Here is an 18,786-nt window from a genome sequence, read left to right on the forward strand (position 1 = left end):
CCCCGTCAGTAGCCAGATCCACCCCGCTCCGCCGTGGCACGGCCTGGGACGAGCATGACGTCAGGCGAGTCCGGCGACGGCGGCATGATCTGACGTGCCCGCCTGGGCGACGAGATCATTGGCGGTCCGCAGCACCGGTCGGGTCACGAGTGCCCCGGCGTCGACGTCTTTCGGAACGCTGACATGGAAGACGACCTTCTCGGCCGGGAGCAGCGTCACGAGTCCGCCGTCCACCCGGGCATCCGGATGGACGTGATCGACCAGCAATGCGAGGTCCTTGACCAGCGAACGCGCCTGGACCACGACATCGTAGCCGTCACCGGCGGGCAGCACCGACGCGTCGACGGCGTCCGGGGCGAGGTCGAGCAGAGGGTCCTCGACGAAGTACCACAGCGCCCGCTCGCCCGTGCCGAGCTGGACGACGACGAACTCCTGGCGGGGATTCCCGGGCGAGAACACGTCGAGCGGAAATCGCACTGTCCCCGCCCCCCGAGGTTCGACATAGACCTCGGCCTCGTACGACGCGAGGGTCGTGCCGGCGAGCGTCATCCGCACCGCCCGTGCCGTTGTCCGCCACTCCGACGGATGATCGTTGTGTACGGCGAGCACCGGCCCGTCCCCGGTCGGTTGCACCGACGCGAAGCGGTCGACGAAGACCTCCCGCAGTGCGTACCAGAGGGGTTTACGGATGCCGTGGGCGTCCACCGCCGACCACGAGACCACCGGCCAGCAGTCGTTGAGCTGCCAGAGGATCGCCCCCGTGTTGAGCGGGTGGAGGGAGCGGAAGTACGTGATCCCGAAACGGATCGCACGCGCCTGGTTGAGCTGGGTGGCCCAGTGCCAGTCGAGAAAGTTCCGCGGTGTCGGCAGGTGGTCGCCGAGTCCTCGTTCGAGCTTCAGGTTCCCCTCGTCGGCCTTCTGGTGGACGAGCATCTGGGGGCCGTACGGCCACAGCGGCACGTCGTGTACCACCGAGCGGAGCGTGGAGATCGCCGGCGGGCCCTGGAAGCCGAACTCGGCGACGAAGCGCGGCCGGTGTGATGCGTACGCCGTGTAGTCCCTGCTGTTCCACACGTCCCAGATGTGCATCGCGCCGTTGGACTCGTCGTTCGGATGCAGGTAGGGATCGATCGACGACGGGCTGCCGGGGCAGTACGGCGTACCCGGCGCCAGCTCGGCGACGATCCGTGGGAAAAGCTCGCGGTAGTAGCCGTCGCCCCAGGTGGCACCCTGTAGATGCCGACGCCAGCCCCACGACGCGTAACCCCACAGGTTCTCGTTCCCACCACACAGCAGCGCGAGACTGGCGTGCCCGGCGAGCCGGGTCACCGCCTCGCGTGCCTCGGCCTCCATCTCGCCCGCCAGCGGTTCCTCCTCGGCGTACGCCGCGCACGCCAGGAGGAAGTCCTGCCACACGAGTAGACCCTTCTCGTCGCAGCGGCCATAGAAGTCCTCGGACTCGTAGATGCCACCACCCCACACCCGCACCAGGTTGACGTTCGCGTCCACCGCGTCGTCGAGCGCACGGTTCAGGTCGGACGTGGTGACGCTCGGCAGGTAGGAACTCGCCGGAATCCAGTTCACGCCACGGACGTACACGTCGCACCCGTTCACCCTCAGGCAGAAGGCGTTCCCGACCTCGTCCGGGGTGGTGTCGAGGGTGACGGTGCGAAACCCGATCCGGGTCGACCACCGGTCGAGCACCGTCCCCGCCGCCGACACGAGCTCGAAGACGGCTGGATAGAGCGGCTGGTCGCCGTGGGTTCGGGGCCACCACGGCCGCGCCGCCGGGACGGCCAGGGCCGCGTGTCCCCGGCCCTCGGAGACCGGGACCGTGGCGTGGCTGTCCACGGGATCCCCCACGACGCGCGCCTCGAACCCGTCGGCCTCGTCCGCGATGCCGATGGCGTCGCCGATCTGGACCCGCACGAACAGGTCGGCGGATACGTCGGCCGTCTCGACGTCGATGTAGGCGTCGAGAGCGGCTCCGGTCTCCGGGACGTACGAGGTCAATGGCCGCACCGCCGCGATGCGCGCGCCCGACCAGCTCTCGACGGCGATCGACCGCCAGATTCCCGCGGTGACGATCTCCGGACCCCAGTCCCATCCGAAGCTGTAGGCCGGCTTGCGGATCGCGTTGAAGGGGTGCGCACGATCCACCAGGGGACGGGGTCCGAGCCGCTCGGACTCGTGTCGCGCGTACCGGGCCGCAGCCGAGAAGACGATCCTCAGGTCGTTCGTACCCTCGCGGAGGGCCTGGCGGACGTCCACCCGGTACGTCCGGTGATGGTTGGCCGTCCGGGCGATCTCGACTCCGTTCAGCCAGATCGTCGCGACGGTGTCAAGCCCCTCCGCCACGAGGTCATGGCGGTCGTGGCCGGTCGACGTGAACTCGAAGGACCTGCGGTACTCCCAGTCGGTCCAGCCGATCCAGCCGAGGGTGGCCTCGTTGTCGGCGTCGAAGGGGTCCAGGATCAGGCCGGCGGCGAGTAGGTCCGTGTGGACCACGCCGGGCACGGTCGCGGCGACGCCGTCGCGAAGTCCTGCCGCGATGTCCGCCGGCACCGGTCCGGTGCCGGGGCGTAGCGTCCAGGTGCCGTCGAGCGGGATGCGCACCGGCATGGCCTCGGGCGTCGGGTTGGTCTTCACGAGCCGCTCCAGGTGGGGTTCGAATCGGATGGGTCTGTTCACGCGGCCGGCACCACGACGGCGCCGCCCTCCGGCGCTATCCGCCGGCCGTCCACCGTGACCGAGAACCCGTGCGGCGTGCACTCGACGTCGATGCTGCGCCCACGGAACCGCAGCCCTCGCAGCGCGACGTTGCCCGGGGCCGGCGGCGGTGAGATGACGAGACCGCCGTCCGGCCGGGGTCGTACGCCGACAAGCCCGAGCAGAATCGCCTCCGCCCCGGCAAGCCCGGCGATGATGTTGGCGCGGCGGCCGACGGGGGGTGCGGCGGGCCGGTCGGAGTAGTGCTCCTGCGGGAAGTAGGGGTAGTGCTCGCCCATCCAGAGCAGCCGGGACAGCACCGTCCACGCCAGTTCCGCCTCGCCGCGCTCCCAGAGGGTGAGCGCGAGCTGGGGCGCCTCGCCGGTGTAGGCGCCGCCGCCGGACCAGTCGGTGTCGCCCAGTTCGTAGTGCCGTTCGTCCTCGGCACTGACGCTGCTCACGCCGTACGCGCCGAGGAACGCGCCCGGCCGTACCCGGGCGATGAGGTCGGCGGCCATCTGCGGGGTACAGGCACCAGCGCGCAACGCGTCGAAAGCCTGCACCGAGTACGTCAGTTCGGTGTGCCCGTCCGGATAGCGGCTGCGGAACCATTTCGCCTCGGCGTCCCACAACTCGTCCGCGATCGAGGCGCGGATCCGGTGGGCGGTGGCCCGCAGGGCGTCGACCGGAAGGACCGCGCCGGATGCCTCGGCGAGCGTGGCGAGGGCGTCGAGGTAGGCGGCCCGTTCCGCGTTCGGGCTCGCCACGACGTGCTCCCAGCCGGCACCGCGCATTTCCAGCAGGTTGTGCTGGGTGCCGTAGTCGCGCAGCTCACCGACGGCGGGGAAGCGGGCGTCCAGCGCGGCCACCGCGTCGTGGAGTCGCTCCACCAGACCCCGGGCGAGGCCCCGCTGACTGGCCACCGCGGTTGCCAGGGTCACCAGGGACCAGCCGCTGTAGGCGTAGGCGACGCCCAGCCCGGTGCCGTCCGGGGCGATCGCGTAGTGCTTGGTCAGGTCCGCCTTCAGCATCGCTTCGAGCAGGTCGGTCGCGGTCTCGCCGAGCATCAGCGTGAGGAGGTGCGGCGCGTAGCCACCGGTGTCCCAGACGTAGGCGCAGAGCGCGCCGCCGTCCACACCGGACGTGGCGACGAACGGGGTGGTGACGAAGCCCGGGTTGTCCCAGAGGCAGACGAGGCCGCTGGCGATGCTGCGGTGCCAGTACGCCGCGAGCCCGGGGATGTCGGTCTCCAGTCGGGGAAACGCGTCGAGCGCGGTCGCCAGCCGGCGTGCCCACCGGTCGGTGGCCTGGCGGGCCCGGTCCGCCGGGTCGGGCTCCGTCGCCCCGGGCCGGGCGGCCTCACCCGGCTCGACGGCCTCGCCCAGCTCGACGGCCAGGGTGAAGCGGGTCCGGCCACCCGCCGGCACACGGCTGTGCAGCAGGTCGTGCCGCAGCGTCATGCTCGTCGAGGCGGCTGCGACCAGATCGCCGGCCCGGGGCGCCATCCAGCCCCAGTCCGCCAGCGGCAGCCGGCCCGGCTGCCCGGCCGACAGCCGCGGGTGGATGCTGATCTCGGCGTCCCGGTCGGCACGGTTCTCGACCGTGATTTCGAGAACGTAACCGCCAGCACCGTGCACGGGCGTGAGCCGACTGTGGACGCCGAGCGAGACGAGCCGGCCGTCGTCGTACTGGTGGAAGGTGCCGCTTCGCTCGATCCGGTCCGGCCGCCAGGTGCCACCGGAGGTGAGCAGTCCGAGGCCGAAACCGGCGATGCCGGCCCGGACGCCATCGCGCAGCTCCCGTCCGTCGACCTCCAGGGTGACGCTCAGCGAGCTGTCGGGGGCCGCGTACGGCGGGGCGAAGCAGCCACCGACCCCGCAGACCGTCCCGGGAGCGGCGACGACCGAGGTCCAGCCGCTGGTGACCCAGACATTGGCGGGCGCCATGTGTTGGCGCAGATCGAACGAGAAGTCGTGCAGCGAATAGCCTGCGGGCATGCCGGTTCCTCGGGTGTCCGTGGGAATGAATCCTTGAGCGAGGCACCAACGGGGACCGGCGAGGCCCGTAACGGCTCGGAGTGCGAGCTTGCCATCTGTGTGCACCGGACCGCAATAACCCAACGGGCGTCCGGCCGGTTACGGGATTGTTTCGCGGAGGCATTGCGGTTGGACCGGTCCACTGCTAGCGTCCGACTCGGGCGTTGGACCGCTCCAACGCGATCGGCGAATGCGATTCTCGGTGCCTCCCCCTGGCGGAGGCGCGTACCACAATGGAGCCGTACGGTTAGGTTTCTTTCTGCCCTGACGGAGGACCCGAATGCCGAAGCTGACGATACGTGACATCGCCCAGCTGGCCGGGCTGTCCAAGAGCACGGTGTCACTCGTGCTCAACAACAGCCCGAAGGTCGACCCGGCCACCCGCGAGCGGGTCCTCGAGGTCATGCGCAGCCACAACTACACCCCCAGCTCCGCCGCCACGGCGTTGGCGAAGGGGCGCACACCGTTCATCGGGATGATCGTTCCCGGCCTGACCTGGCACATGGTCGCGGCGGTCAACTACGGCGTCGCCTCGGTGATCGAGCAGTCGCCGTACGAGATCATCCTCTACACCAGCACCAACGAGAAGGACTACACCGCTCTCGTCGAGCGGATCACGACCTCCGGGCTGTCGGCCGGCCTGTTGGTGGTGACGCACGACCAACCGCTGGATCCGCTGGAGAAACTCCACCGGTCCGGGCTGCCGGTGGTGCTCGTCAACACCCTCGGCACGCCCTCCAGCCTGCCGTCCGTGCAGACGGACAACTACGAGGGCACCCGGATCGCGCTGCGTCACCTGGTGGAACTCGGACACACCCGGATCGCCTGCGTGCAGGGCCTGATGGCGTACGTCTGCTGCCAGGACCGTTATCGCGGCTACCTCGACGCCCTCGACGAGGCAGGGATCAGCCCCGATCCGGGGCTCACGGTCGACGGCGGCTTCCACCCGCCGACCGTCCGGGAACGGGTCTCCGAACTGCTCGCCCGGCCCGACCGCCCGACCGCGATCGTCGCGCAGAACGACAGCACCGCGTACGCGGTCATGCAGGCGGTGATCGACTGCGGCCTGCGCGTGCCGCAGGACATCTCGGTCGTCGGTTTCGACGACATCGCGTCGTCGGCGGACACCCATCCGCCGCTGACCACCGTGCGGCAGCCCTTCCCCGAAATGGGCGTCGCGGCCGCCCGGATGCTGCTGCGGACGATCGACGGTGACGACGCCGGCGCTCCGGACGGCGACGCCGGAGCGGTCACGTCGGGCGGTACCGACGCCGGTACCGCCGGGACGATCAGCATGCCGACCAGTCTGATCGTCCGGGAGAGCACCACCGGGGCACCGTCGAAACCCTTCACCCCGGCCCGCACCCCCGCGACCGGCCCGGACACCCCGCCCCGGCCGTGGAGCGGACTCGGTCCGAACATCAGCAGTCAGCGCTAGAACACATCCGGCGGTCCGCCCCCGCCCACACCCCACTTCACCCGCTGCTCTGTCGACCAGGACAGAGGGCTCGGTGAAGCGCTGCCACCATCCCTGGAAAGGCATCGCTCATGAAACGGTTCCGTTCCGCGAAGAGAAGGCCTTCCGCACCACCGGACGCATCGCGACTACTACCAATCACATCGCGATCACCGATCACACCGCGCATATCCGCCCGCCGGGCGCTCGTCGGCGGCGTCGTGACCACGCTGCTCAGCACCGCCGCCGTGCTCGCCGCCGATCCGGTGCTGGCCGCGGCGCCCGTCGAGGTCATGCCGGCCGCCCCGCTCACCGCCTTCAACCAGTTGAAGGGCGACCCGCCGCCGCAGGTGCAGATCCTGCCGGTGACCGGCAACCCCGACTTCACCCAGGCGCTACAGATCACCACCACGAGCGCGCCGACCAGTTCCGGTCTGGACGGCGAGTACGAGATCACCCTCGGAGCCGAGATCGGCACCGCCGTCCAGCAGGGTGACGCCGCGCTGGCCACCTTCTGGGCACGCTCGATCCAACCGGTCGCGGGCAGCGCCGCCGGCCAGGCAACCTTCATCTTCGAGCGGGACGGGGGCAACCACCAGAAGTCCGCCAACGCCCCGCTGAAGATCGGTACGCAGTGGCAGCGGTTCGAGTTCCCGTTCCGGATCGCCGAGAACTACGCCCCCGGTGACGCGCACTTCCAACTGTGGCTGGGTTACGGCCCGCAGGTGCTACAGATCGCCGACGTCTCCGTGCTCGACTACGGGCAGGGCGATCCGGCGGGCTTCCCCGCCGTGACGTACGCCGGCCGGGAGAGCACGGCGGCCTGGCGTACCGCCGCCGCGGCGCGGATCGACCAGTACCGCAAGGGCGATCTCCGGGTCGACGTGGTCGACCCGGCCGGCAACCCGGTGCCCAACGCGGACGTCCAGGTGAAGATGCAGGACCACGCCTTCGACTTCGGCTCGGCCGCGTCCGCGCCGTGGCTGCTGTCGGACTCCCCCGACGGCGAGAAGTACCGCCAGGTGATGGCGACCGACTTCAACTCCGTCGCCCTCGGCAACGACCTGAAGTGGAACTACTGGGAGGACCAGGCCCACCGGACCCGCAACACGCTGCCGGCGCTGGAGTGGATCAAGGATCAGGGGCACACCGTCCACGGGCACACCCTGGTCTGGGGCTCGTGGGGACTGATGCCGCCCGACGTCCGTAATCTCGCCGGCAACCCGGCCGCGCTGCGGGCCCGGATCGACGCACACGTCACGGACGAGGTCACCGCGCTGAAGGGCATCGCCGACGAGTGGGACGTGGTCAACGAGCCCTACTCCGAGCACAACGTCACCGACATCCTCGGCTCGGCCGAGATCGGCCGCTGGTTCACCCTCGCCCGCCAGGCCGACCCGGAGGCGCTGCTCTACCTCAACGAGTACGACATCATCGAGGACAACGGGTGGAACCTGCGCAAGCAGAAGTACATCTACGACCTGCTCTCGTCGCTCCGCACCCAGGGTGCGCCGGTCGACGTCCTCGGCATCCAGGGGCACTTCACCGGCCTGCAACTCACCGCGCCCGAGGATCTGCTCCCGATCTTCGACCGCTACGCCGGGCTCGGCCTGCCCATCGAGATCACCGAATTCGACGTCGCGACCGACGACGAGCAGTTGCAGGCCGACTACACCCGCGACTTCCTCACCCTGGCATTCAGCCACCCCGACATCACCGGGGTGAGCAGCTTCGGGTTCTGGGAGTCGAACATCTGGAATCCGCTGGTCGCCTTCTACCGCCCGGACTGGACACCGAAACCGAACCTGCTGGCACTACGTGACCTGGTCCACCGGCAGTGGTGGACCAACGCGTCCGGCAAGACCTCGGCCGCCGGCCGCTACGCCGTCCGTGGATTCCACGGCGAGTACCTGGTGACGGTGACGGTGAACGGCATCGCCAAGCAGGTCGAGGTGAACATGCCGACGACCGCCGGTGCGACCGTCAGGGTGGTCGCGGACGGCGTCGCCACCAGCGTACGCGCCGACCTCGGCAGCAAGGTCCTGGCCGGCGGCTTCGCGCACGGCACGAACGGTTGGACCCCACTGGCCACCGGGGCCACCCCGGTCGGCGACGCGATCGGCGGGACCCGTGCGGTACGGACCGCGGCCACCTCCACCACCGGCGGCGGCCTGACCCAGCCGGTGCTGGAGATGACCGCCGGCACCAACTACACGCTCACCGGTTGGGGTAGGTCCAGCGGGCCGGGCAACCAGTGCTACCTCGGCGTACGGGGCGGACCGGCACCGGGAACCACCACCTTCCAGCACACCCTGAACTACCGCGACGAGACCGCGTACACCCAGAAGGTCGCGGCCTTCACGCCGCCGGCCGGGACCGGGTGGTCCGAGGTCTTCCTCTGGCAGAACCCCGTCGCGGGCGGGCTCACCTGCACCTTCGACGAGGTCTCGCTCACCCCGACGGTCGGTACGCCGCCCGACCCGGTGGCCCCGCCGTTCGTCACCCCGAAGCTGCCCGGCAACCTCAACACGCTCTCCAACAGCGGCATCGAGGGCGGTAACACCAGTGGCTGGTACTGCCTGGGCGGCTGCGGCGGGCTCTCCGTGGTGAGCAGCCCGGTGCACAGCGGATCGGGCGCGTTGAAGGTGACCGGTCGTTCGGCGAACTGGGTCGGGCCGGCACAGGGCGTGACGGTCGGCCAGGGCGGTCGCTACGACGCCTCCGCCTGGGTCAGGCTCGCGACGCCGGGCACGGCGACCGCCGAGATCCGGCTGAAGGTATGGACCTCGACCGGGCAGGTGACCATCCCGTTCGGCTCGGCGGCGGTCAGCGACACCGGCTGGACGCAGATCCGGGGCAACAACATCCCGGTGTCCTTCAGCGGGTCGTTCTCCCGGGCCGAGTTCTGGATCGACACCACGGCCGGCACCTCCGACCTGCTGCTCGACGACGTCGTCTTCAACGTGCACGCCTCGCCGCCGGCCGGGGTGGACCTGCTGGTCAACGGCGACGTCGAGAACGGCGCCGCCAACTGGTACTGCTTCTCGCCCTGCACCTCGAACGCGGTGACCTCGCCGGTGCACGCCGGTGGCCAGGCGCTGCGGGCCACCAACCGCGGCTACGAGTGGGCCGGGCCGGCCGAGGGCGTACAGCTCACCAACGGGGCGCGCTACAAGACCTCGGCGTGGATCCGGCTCGCCGACGGGGCACCGGCCACCACCGCGCTGATCAAGGCCAAGCTGTACTTCACCGACGGCACGACCACCTCGGTGCCGCTGGCGTCCGGCGCGGTCACGGCCGGCGCCTGGACCCAGGTCTGGGCCAACAACATCCCGCTCAACTGGACCAAGACGCTCGACCGGGCGGAGTGGTGGATCAGCACCACGACCGGGGCCGACGACCTCTACGTCGACGACGCCGCGCTGCAACCGGCGGGCGCGGACCAGACCACGCTCGCCCGGGTCGTGCCGCGGGACCTCTGCGTGGTGAACAACAACAACGGCACCCACACGGCGTACTTCGGTTACAACAACCCGAATGCGTTCGGACTACCGGTACCGATCGGCACCGTCAACACCTTCACGCCGGCGCCGGCCGACCGCGGTCAGCCGGTCGCGTTCCTGCCCTTCCAGCGCCCCCGTCGCGTGGGCGTCGAATTCGCCAGCACGTCCTCGATGACCTGGCAGCTCGGCGGGCAGAGCGTGACCGCGACCGCCAGCACACCCCCTTGTGTATGAACTCGTCCCGGGAGAAACCATCATGCACCGACGTACATTGCTGAGGGCCGCCGTCGCGGCGTCCCTCGTCCCCACCCTCGCTGCCTGCGGTTCGGATGAACCGTCGACCGGCCAGCAGATCGCCAACTGGGATTGGCTGGTCAGCCAGAAGGACTGGATGGATCAGGAGATCAGGCTCTTCCAGCAGGCGCACGGCGACAACACGATCAAGAGGACCACCCAGGTCACCGACAAGTACCCCGACCTGCTGGCGCTCGCGGTCCGCAGCGGCACCGCGCCGGACGTGTTCCAACTCCCACGGAAGCCGCCGATCGAAGAGCAGGTCAGCTCGGACTGGCTGCTGCCGTTGGACAAGTGGGCCACCGATTCGTGGAAGGCCCGATTCGGCCCGGGGTGGTTCCCCGAGGGCGGGAACGTCTTCGGCGGCAAGACCTACAGCGCCCCGTTCAACGGCGCCGGCTCGAACCTTCAGCTCTACTGCCACCACGGCCTGTTCAAGCAGGCCGGGCTCACCAACGCCGACGGCAGCGTGCGGCTCCCGAAGACCTGGGACGACGTCACCCGGGCAGCGGAGGCGATCACGGCCAGGGCCGGCGGCAAGGCGTTCGGGCTCGGATTCGGCAACTCGGCGAACGGGGCCCTGGCCTGGTGGGTCGAGCTGTTCTGCCGGGGCGCCGGCGCGGTGGGGGGCGCGGGCTCGTCGGCCACCGTGGACTATCGGGTGGGCAAGTTCACGTACGGCAGCGACCGGAACTACGCCGACTTCATCGCACTGTTCCTCGACTGGAAGAAGCGGGGATTCATCTTCCCGACCTCGATGAGCATCTCCGACGAGCAGTCCCGGGCCTTCTTCGCGCAGGGCAAGTTCGGGATGATCGTCAACGGGGTCTGGAGCCAGTCGGGCTGGACCGAGGCGAAGTTCACCGACTACAGCCTGGTGACCCTACCCTCGCCGACCGCGACGCCGCAGGGCTACTTCTACTACAGCCAGGGCAGCAGCGGCCGGCTGTTCGGCATCTCCGCCAAGACGAAGAATCCCGACGCCGCGTTTGCCTGGTTCGACTGGCTCTACAGCAAGGACGCGGGACGGCGCTGGGTGGAGGCCGGGCTGGGCCTGTCGGTGTACCCGGAGAACAACGACCCGTCGCGAGTCAAGTCCCCCCAGTTCGCCCAGTACGTCGCGACGGCCAACACGAACCTGTCCGGCCCGGACCCGAAGGTGCGCAACCCCGAGGTTGCCAAGGTGACGCTCGACGCGGTCAAGCCCGACATCAACGACGTGCTGGCGGGCCTGTTCACCGGCCAGCTCAAGGACATCGGTGGCGAGTTGGTGAAACTCGACGACCGGCTCAACACGGCCCAGGAGGACGCGGTCAACAAGGCCGCGGCCGCCGGTGCGAAGGTCAGCATGTCCGACTACGTGTTCGCGGACTGGGATCCCAGCAAGCCGTACGAGACCAAGCCCGCCTGATCCGCCGGGGGCCGCCGGTCTGGCACGGGACCGGCGGCCACCGCCGACGAAAGCTGAGGTGAACGTGCGCCGCGACTCGATGGCCCGCCGGATCTGGGCGGCCCGATGGTCCTATGTCTACGCGCTCCCGATGATGGTGCTGCTGGCGGTGTTCGTCATCTACCCCATCGGGGCTTCGCTGGGCTACACCCTCTACCGATGGAACGGTATCGGCGATCCGAGCGACTACGTGGGCCTGGACAATTTCCGGCGGATCATGGACGACTCGATCTTCTGGGGCGCGGTACGACACACGTTCCTCTACGTCGCCGTCGTCGTACCGGTGCAACTGGTGCTGGCGCTGGCCCTGGCGCTGGTGCTCAACCAGAAGCGGCTGCGCTTCGCGACGTTCTACCGGACCATCTTCTTCCTGCCGGTGGTGACCTCGGCGGCGGTGATCGGCGTGGTCATCCAGTTGCTGTTCTCCAACTTCGGCGACGTCATCAACAACATCCTGCTCGATCTGCACGCCATCGACACCTACGTCGACTGGTTGGGCGATCCCCGGTTCGCCATGGGGATCATCATCGTGGTCGGCATCTGGCACACGCTCGGCTACAACCTCATCTACTTCCTGGCCGGTTTGCAGACCATTCCGGAAGAGCTCTACGAGGCGGCCAGGCTCGATGGCGCGGGGGCGGTGGCCTCGTTCCGATACATCACGATCCCCATGCTCAGATCGGTCGGCGTGGTGATCCTGCTACTCGCGCTCGTCGGCTCGTTCCAGGTCTTCGACATGGTCCAGGTGCTCACGAACGGCGGCCCGTACTTCGCCACCGAGGTCGTCAACACGTACATCTACCATCTGGCCTTCGGCGGCACCGGAGACGTCAATCCCGACGTGGGCCTGGCATCGGCGGCCTCGTTCTTCTACGGGGTGCTGCTGATCGCGCTCTCCGTGGTCCAGGTCGTCGTCCTGCGCTCGCTGGTGCGGCGCCGGGCCGCGCGATAGGAGGCTTTCACATGTCGTCCGTGCTTACCACGTCCCCGCCGCCGACCGTCCCGCCCCAGCCGGCGGTGCCGGCGCCGGCCCGCCCCAGGCGGCGGCGCCGGCCACGGGTCGCGATGGTGATGACCCACGTCGCGCTGCTGGTGAGCGGCATCGCCTGGATGTATCCGTTCCTGTGGACGCTGGGCAGTTCGCTGAAGGACACCGACGAGTTCTTCGGCCGGGGCCTGAACCCGCTGCCCGAGCAGCTGCTCTGGTCCAACTACCAGCAGGCCTGGGAGCAGGCGTCCTTCGGCACGTACTTCGTCAACACCCTGCTGATCACCATCGGCACCTGCGTCGGCACCCTGCTGGTCACGGCGATGGCCGGCTACGTGCTGGCCCGCGCCCCGTTCCCGGGCCGGGGAATCTGCCTCTTCCTCATCTCGGCGACGCTCTTCCTGCCGCACGGTTACACCATCATCCCGATCTTCGACCTGATGGAGCAGTTAGGCCTGCTCAACTCCCTCTTCTCGATCATCATCGTGCAGGCCGCCGGGGGCATCGTCTTCGGCACCTTCCTGTTCATGGGCTACTTCCAGACGATCGACAGCGAGCTGGAGGACGCGGCGCGGGTGGACGGCGCGAGCTTCCACCAGACGTTCTGGCGGATCATGCTGCCGCTCTCCGGCCCGATGCTCGCCACCGTCGGTCTCTTCACCGCGATCAGCGCCTGGAACAGCTACTTCATCCCGCTGGTCTTCACTCTCGCCCGCCCGGAGCAGCGGACCCTGTCCGTCGGGATGTACGCGTTCATCGGCGAGAACTCGACGGAGTGGACCCTGCTCTGCGCCGGCTCGATCATCACGCTCGCGCCGATCATCGCCCTGTTCGTGTTGCTGCAACGCTTCTTCGTCAACGGCCTGGCCGGCGCGGTCAAGGGATGACTCAGTGCCGGTGGGTGTGGTCGGGCTGGGTCGGGTCGGCGGGATGTTCCGAGCCGGGCGCGAGCACGACCCGGGCCCGGAGCTGGACGTCCAGCCAGCGGGCGAAGGCCCGGCCCCGGGCTGCGTCGCGCAGGGTGCCGGCCAGGTCGGGCCCGCCGACCTCGATCACCTCCAGCACCTCCAGCGTGTCCGGTTCGGCCGAGACGACGGCACCGGGGAGCGCGGCGAAGACGAGGTCGCCGAGCAGGTCGGTGCGGCGCATCCGGTACGGCCGGCTGCCGTTGACCGGACGACCGGCCCGGAGGTGGCGAACCAGTCGGACCTCCTCCCCCGCCAGTTCCGGGTTGGCCGCCCGATGGGCGTCCACCTCCGACGGTGCGACCGTCACCCCGCCGGCCACGGCCTGGAAGACCACCGCGGCATGGGGCGACTGGGCCAGCGCGGCCGCCGCGATGCTGCCCAGCGCCACCCGGTCCGCCCCGGACAGCGGTCCCGAGGCAGCGAGCCCCCGGCGGTCCGCCTCGTGGGCGAGCAGCGTCCGTACCGTCAGCACCTGGACGACCCAGCGGCGCAACTGACGGCCCTCGGCGGTGTCCGGGCCGGGCAGGCTGGTTCCGCCCCGGCCGCCGTACCGCCGCCGCAGCTCCGCGTCGACCAGGTCCTGGCCGATCGGTTCACCGTCGACCCAGGCGACGGTCATGCGGGGTCCGGCGGCTGCGGGTCGACCACGATCCGCGTCGCCGCGCTGTAGGTGACCCGGCCGAACCACATCACCTTGGCCAGCGCCCACCAGTTGCCCCCGGCGGCGTCCTCCGGCACGGTCACCTCGACGCGTACGTCCGTCTGGCCACCCGCGCCGACCTCGAAGCCCTGAGCGAACGGGGCCAGCAGGTCCCAGGTCCCCCAGGGGCTGAGCACCTGCACCTCGCCGTGCACCGCGTATCCGCCGGGGTTGGCCAACCGCAGCGTCAGGGTTCCGCGCTGACCGGGCCGCAGCCGCAGCTCGGCCACGTCCAGGGTCGCCGACAGCGTGCCGGGCTCGTCTCCGAGCGGGAGGACATCCTCGACGATGCTGCCGGCGTGCTCCAGCCGGGCGGTCAGGACACCGCTGGCCGCGCCCGGACCGGCGACGAGTTCCACGGCGAAGGAACTCCATCCGCCCGGCGCCAGCCGGACCGGCCGCTCGAACGGGTCGGCCGTCCAGCCGGACGGCGCGGTGAGCCACACGGTGCCGTCGTACGTGGTGTCGGTGAGGTCGCTCGCCACGGTGACCTGGACCGTCCCGTCCCGGTCGTGCAGGTGCACGCTCACCGGCTGGTTGCCCATCGGCGCGGGACCCTTGTTGTGCAGCCAGTACTTGGCGTAGACCGGCTGGACCGGCTCGATCCTCGGCCCGATCTCGACCGGTTCCGGGGGTATGTCGGTCCCACCAGGAGCTGGCGCGAGCGAGAGGGTGCTGATCTCGTACGGCCCGAGTGTGCCGGACCGCCCGTCCCGGGGACGCTCCAGCAGGTCGGCAGTGCCGGCGAGGGACAGGCCGGGACCGTCGAGCCGGACCGTGGTCGGCCGCCCGTGCGGCTCGTAGACGCGGGCGGTCACCCCCAGCCGGGGATCGGCGACCTCGGCGGGACGGCCGGCAGCCAGGGGATCACCGGTCGCCTTGAGCGCGGTGAGTACGACGCCCGGCGACACGGTCAGCAGTGCCGTGGCGGCCGGCAGCCGGCCCGGGTGCGGCTCGGCGACCAGGGCGACGAGCGGATGGTTGTAGTCGTGCGCCCGGACGGTGATGCCACCCGCACGCCAGTCCCCGTCCGCCGACGTCAGCGCGTACTCGAACGCGTGGGTCCAGTGCTGGAGCGCGAACGGGGAGCCGTCCGGCGCGGTCCGCCGCGGCGGGTCGATCCACACGCCGGTCGGCCAGCCGGTGCAGGAGCGCAGCAGCGACAGGTGCAGCCCACCGTCGGCGGTGACGGCGAAGCCGGGTATCCCCCGGTTCAGGATCGCGACGGTACGGTCCGCGTAGGGCTCGGCCGGCCACGACGCCGCCGGCTGGCGTACCTCGATCCGGGCGTCGGCCAGGTCGGCCACCAGTTCGGCTACCGCGTCGCTGTCCCTGTCGACCCCGGCGACCAGCAGGACGGGCAGGTCACGGAGCCCGGTGAGGTCGGCGTCCGGGGTCCAGACCCGGTCCAGGGGAAGGGTCGCGGGCAGCCACAGCCGGGCCGTACCGGCAGCGGCCAGTTGGCGGGCGAACTCGGCCTGGTACACCGGGCCGGCGGCGGCGAGCAGCTGCGCGGTGACGCTGTTGCGTTCGGGACCGCCGACGACGATCCGCGCGTCGGGCAGGTTCGAGTCCAGATCCAACCGGCCGTACCGTGGCCCGTCGGCGGTCGTGCAGGTGGCGGTGACCCCGGCGCGGACCAGGGCCACGGCGATCGCGCGGCCCAGCGTGCCGGCCGCCGGCTGGTCGGCGACGATCACCTCGGCGACGCCGACGGCCCGGTCTCCGGTGGCCCCGGTCGCGGGATCGGTCAGCGTCACCCGGGCGGTGGTGCCGGAGCCGAACCAGCGGTACGCCGGGTTGTCCAGGGTCCACGGATGCCGCGCGCTGTCCACGTCGGGATGGGCGAAGCCGCGCCCCACCACCGCGTTGGCCACCTCCGACAGCGGTAGCCCGCGCGGCACGCCGACCGGCCAGCGCAGCCGGACCAGATGGTCGCGACCGGTGAAGTCCTCGACGCGGGTGACGCAGTCCAACCGGGGCAGGCCGTGCCACAGGGTCAGCACCTGCGTAAAGCGCACCGGGCCCACCTCGCCGCGGACCGTGACCCGTTCACCGATCGCGCTGCGTTCGACCCGCACCGACTCCGCCGCACTGCCGCCGGAGGCGGCTACCGGGCCGCCGGTGGGCAGCAGATGCCAGGGACCCTCGTGGAACTCCGGGTGCTCGGGGTACTCGTCGTACACCAGGATCTCGTTGCCCAGCCAGTCCGGTCGCAGGAGCTGCCGGCCGGAGGCCAGCTCGATGAGCTCGGTGACCGTGCCGCCCCGTTCCGGGTCGACGGCGACCCGGTAGGCGTCGTTGGCGACGACGGAACCGGGCACCGGGGTCCAACCCGGTTCGGTCGTGGCAGCCGGCAGCAACCGGTAGCCGCGGTGCCCGAGCGACGGCACGTCCCGGGCGACGAACGTCAACCGGTGACCGTCGCGCACCGCTGGCACGGGCGCTCCGCCCGGGTCGACGAGACGTGCCCCGCCGCACGCCGGTTCCGGCAGCTCGACCGTGACGACGTCGGTACGCGACCACGACGACGAGTTGAAGACCAGCACCGGCCAGCCCGGACCGGTGGTGTCGACCTGACCGCCGAGGTGGGTCAGCGCGCGGCGGTGGACGTCGCCCGCCAGGTCGTACGCCTCCCGCCAACCGCCGAGGAGATCGAGGTAGACCTGGTCGGACTCGGTGCCCGTGATCGCGTCGTGGTGCGCGCCGTAGACCAGCAGCCGCCACGCCCGGTCCAGCGCCTCGGCCGGGTACCGCGCGTGCCCGTGCAGCACGGCGAGGGTGGCCCACTTCTCGGCGTCGAGCAGCAGGTTCTCGACGACGCGCTGCGCCTGCTTGGTGTCGATGTACGACACGTCCTTGCCGGTGTAGATCGGGTTCATGTCCCGGGTCTGCGGGCTGAGCGAGGTCAGCTCGGCGCGGACGGCGGCGAAGAAGTCCCGGGGCAGCGAACAGACCAGGCGGGGCCAGACGTACCGGCTGTTCCAGTCGCGATGGATCTCGGTGAGCCATTTGTTCGGCGGCGAGTAGTCGGTGCCGACCGGAAGGAGCACGTTCCGGGTGGCGGCGGCGGGTCGCAGCAGCCGGAACAGGCGCAGTACGGCCTCCTCCGCCTCCGCCAGCGTTGCCGCCGAGTCCATCCACCAGCCGGCGCTGTAGTGCGCGGGCATGTAGCTGGTCAGCAGCCCACGGCCGCTGGGCGAGATCCACTCGAACTCGCTGGGAAACTGCATCGCGGACGCGTCGGTGGCCACCTCTCCGGCGACCCGCATCATCGGCCCCCACTGGTGGAACGGGCCCCGCGCCCATGAACTGGAGGTCAGCCCCGCGTCGGCCATCATCCCCGGGAACTGTGGATCGTGCCCGAACGCGTCGAGCTGCCAGGCGGTGGCCGGATCGCCGCCCAGCACGTCGCGTTGGAAGCCCAGCCCGTACACGACGTTGCGGATGGTCGTCTCGGCGCTCGTCAGGTTGGTGTTCGGCTCGTTGTAGGTGCCGCCCATCAGCTCCAGCCGCCCCTGCGCCAGCAACCGGCGGATCAGCTCCCGATCCTGCGGATGGCAGTCCCAGTACGGCTTGAGGTAGTCGACCTCGGCCAGGACGAACCGGTAGTCCGGATCCCGCCGGGCCAGCTCCAGATGGGTGCGGATCAGGTGGAACCCGGTGTGCTGCCACGCCTCGCGATGCCGCTGCGCCACGCCGGGCAGGGCGTCCCACTCGCTGGTGTAGGCGGCCTGGGTGTTCCACCAGACCGGGTCGTAGTGGAAGTGCGACACCAGGTGCACGGTCCAGCCCGGCTCCGCCACGACGAGGGTGCCGGAGCCGTGTACGGTCTCCGACCCGCAGCCGGCGGTGACCGTCACCGGCAGAACCGCGCCGACCGGCCCGGTCGCCGGCACGCCCACCTCGGCGACCACGGCGCCCGCCGCGTCGACGCGGACGACGACGCCGACCGTCACGCCGGCCATCGCGACCTGCAGCGCCACCGGTACGCCGGGCGGGGCGCCCGACACGGCGACCCGGAGCACCTGGGCGGGGTGTTCGGTGGTGCCGACGAACAGGTCGGTCGACTCGATCGCGCCGATCCGCAGTGACATCAGATGATCCCGGGGCGTCAGGCGTCGAGCAGCTTGGCGACGTCGACCGGTCGGCCGGTGCGGAACGACTCGTTGGCCGCCAGCCCGGGTAGCAGGGCGAGCAGGCCGTCGTCGGCGGTGGCCCGGTCGGTCGCCTGGTCCGGGTTGCCGTCCAGCAACGCGGCGAGCATCCGCTGGTCGGCGCCGCCGTGCCCGGCGTGGTCGAACTCGGGGACGGTCACCCGCTCCGGGGGTTGCCACTGGCGGCGCAGCATGATCCGCGCCTCGCCGGCCGTCTCGGCGGCCAGGTCACCGTGTACGGAGCCCTTGATCGACCCGACTCGTGCGGCCGGTCTGGTCCAGGACGCCTCCTCGACCTCGAGTTCGAGGCGGCCGTGGCTGCCGTTGAACATCACCCGGTATCCCTCCCAGGGCGAGTAGGCCGTCAGGTGGTAGGTCAGCGAGGCCCCGGTGTCATAGCCGATGAGCACCGCCATGTCGTCCTCGATCGTGATCCCGTCGGCGAAGACGTTCTGGTCGCGAACATAGCCGGAGTCGGCCTCCGCATCGAGGTACAGGGCACGCAGGCTGGGATTGTCGGCGAGC

At 70.5% G+C, this 18,786-nt stretch carries 10 protein-coding genes; 5 read left to right on the forward strand and 5 right to left on the reverse strand.

Annotated elements, in window-relative coordinates:
- Nucleotides 1–60 precede the first annotated feature (60 nt).
- Together ACFP2T_RS08320 and ACFP2T_RS08325 are read right to left on the reverse strand one after the other, a co-directional pair.
- On the reverse strand, nucleotides 61–2,691 hold the full coding sequence (locus tag ACFP2T_RS08320) for a glycoside hydrolase family 2 protein (RefSeq protein ID WP_377419359.1): 2,631 nt from the start codon (nucleotides 2,689–2,691) through the stop codon (nucleotides 61–63).
- The gene (locus ACFP2T_RS08325; protein WP_377419361.1) at nucleotides 2,688–4,706 is read right to left on the reverse strand and encodes an MGH1-like glycoside hydrolase domain-containing protein; all 2,019 of its coding nucleotides are present in this window, start codon (nucleotides 4,704–4,706) and stop codon (nucleotides 2,688–2,690) included. Before ACFP2T_RS08325 ends, ACFP2T_RS08320 begins: the two co-directional genes overlap by 4 nt.
- A gap of 319 nt (nucleotides 4,707–5,025) precedes the next feature.
- On the opposite strand from ACFP2T_RS08325, the gene ACFP2T_RS08330 reads away from it, so the two are divergent.
- The 5 genes from ACFP2T_RS08330 (at nucleotide 5,026) to ACFP2T_RS08350 (ending at nucleotide 13,323) form a co-directional block, all read left to right on the forward strand.
- Nucleotides 5,026–6,183: a LacI family DNA-binding transcriptional regulator gene (locus tag ACFP2T_RS08330; RefSeq protein ID WP_377419363.1), complete on the forward strand. Its 1,158-nt coding sequence runs from the start codon at nucleotides 5,026–5,028 to the stop codon at nucleotides 6,181–6,183.
- Between the two features lie 239 nt (nucleotides 6,184–6,422).
- Entirely contained in the window at nucleotides 6,423–9,938 is a 3,516-nt protein-coding gene (locus ACFP2T_RS08335; RefSeq protein ID WP_377419365.1) for an endo-1,4-beta-xylanase, read from the forward strand.
- Between the two features lie 22 nt (nucleotides 9,939–9,960).
- Nucleotides 9,961–11,409 carry an ABC transporter substrate-binding protein gene (locus ACFP2T_RS08340; RefSeq protein ID WP_377419367.1) on the forward strand — a complete coding sequence of 483 codons (1,449 nt, stop codon included), beginning with the start codon at nucleotides 9,961–9,963 and terminating at the stop codon, nucleotides 11,407–11,409.
- Between the two features lie 58 nt (nucleotides 11,410–11,467).
- On the forward strand, nucleotides 11,468–12,400 hold the full coding sequence (locus tag ACFP2T_RS08345; protein WP_377419369.1) for a carbohydrate ABC transporter permease: 933 nt from the start codon (nucleotides 11,468–11,470) through the stop codon (nucleotides 12,398–12,400).
- 11 nt (nucleotides 12,401–12,411) lie between these two features.
- On the forward strand, nucleotides 12,412–13,323 hold the full coding sequence (locus ACFP2T_RS08350; protein WP_377419371.1) for a carbohydrate ABC transporter permease: 912 nt from the start codon (nucleotides 12,412–12,414) through the stop codon (nucleotides 13,321–13,323).
- A 1-nt stretch (nucleotide 13,324) separates the two neighbouring features.
- On the opposite strand, the gene ACFP2T_RS08355 is transcribed toward ACFP2T_RS08350, so the two are convergent.
- The 3 genes from ACFP2T_RS08355 to ACFP2T_RS08365 form a co-directional block, all read right to left on the reverse strand.
- The gene (locus tag ACFP2T_RS08355) at nucleotides 13,325–14,023 is read right to left on the reverse strand and encodes a DUF7158 domain-containing protein (RefSeq protein ID WP_377419373.1); all 699 of its coding nucleotides are present in this window, start codon (nucleotides 14,021–14,023) and stop codon (nucleotides 13,325–13,327) included.
- Nucleotides 14,020–18,201, reverse strand: coding sequence for a glycoside hydrolase family 38 N-terminal domain-containing protein (locus ACFP2T_RS08360; protein WP_377419374.1), 4,182 nt, complete (start codon nucleotides 18,199–18,201; stop codon nucleotides 14,020–14,022). The genes ACFP2T_RS08355 and ACFP2T_RS08360 overlap by 4 nt, the downstream gene beginning before the upstream one ends.
- 17 nt (nucleotides 18,202–18,218) lie before the next feature.
- The coding region (locus ACFP2T_RS08365) for a Gfo/Idh/MocA family oxidoreductase (protein WP_377419376.1) at nucleotides 18,219–18,786 on the reverse strand (568 nt) is incomplete at its 5' end.

It is taken from the genome of Plantactinospora solaniradicis (assembly GCF_042658085.1).
Lineage (GTDB): Bacteria > Actinomycetota > Actinomycetes > Mycobacteriales > Micromonosporaceae > Plantactinospora > Plantactinospora solaniradicis.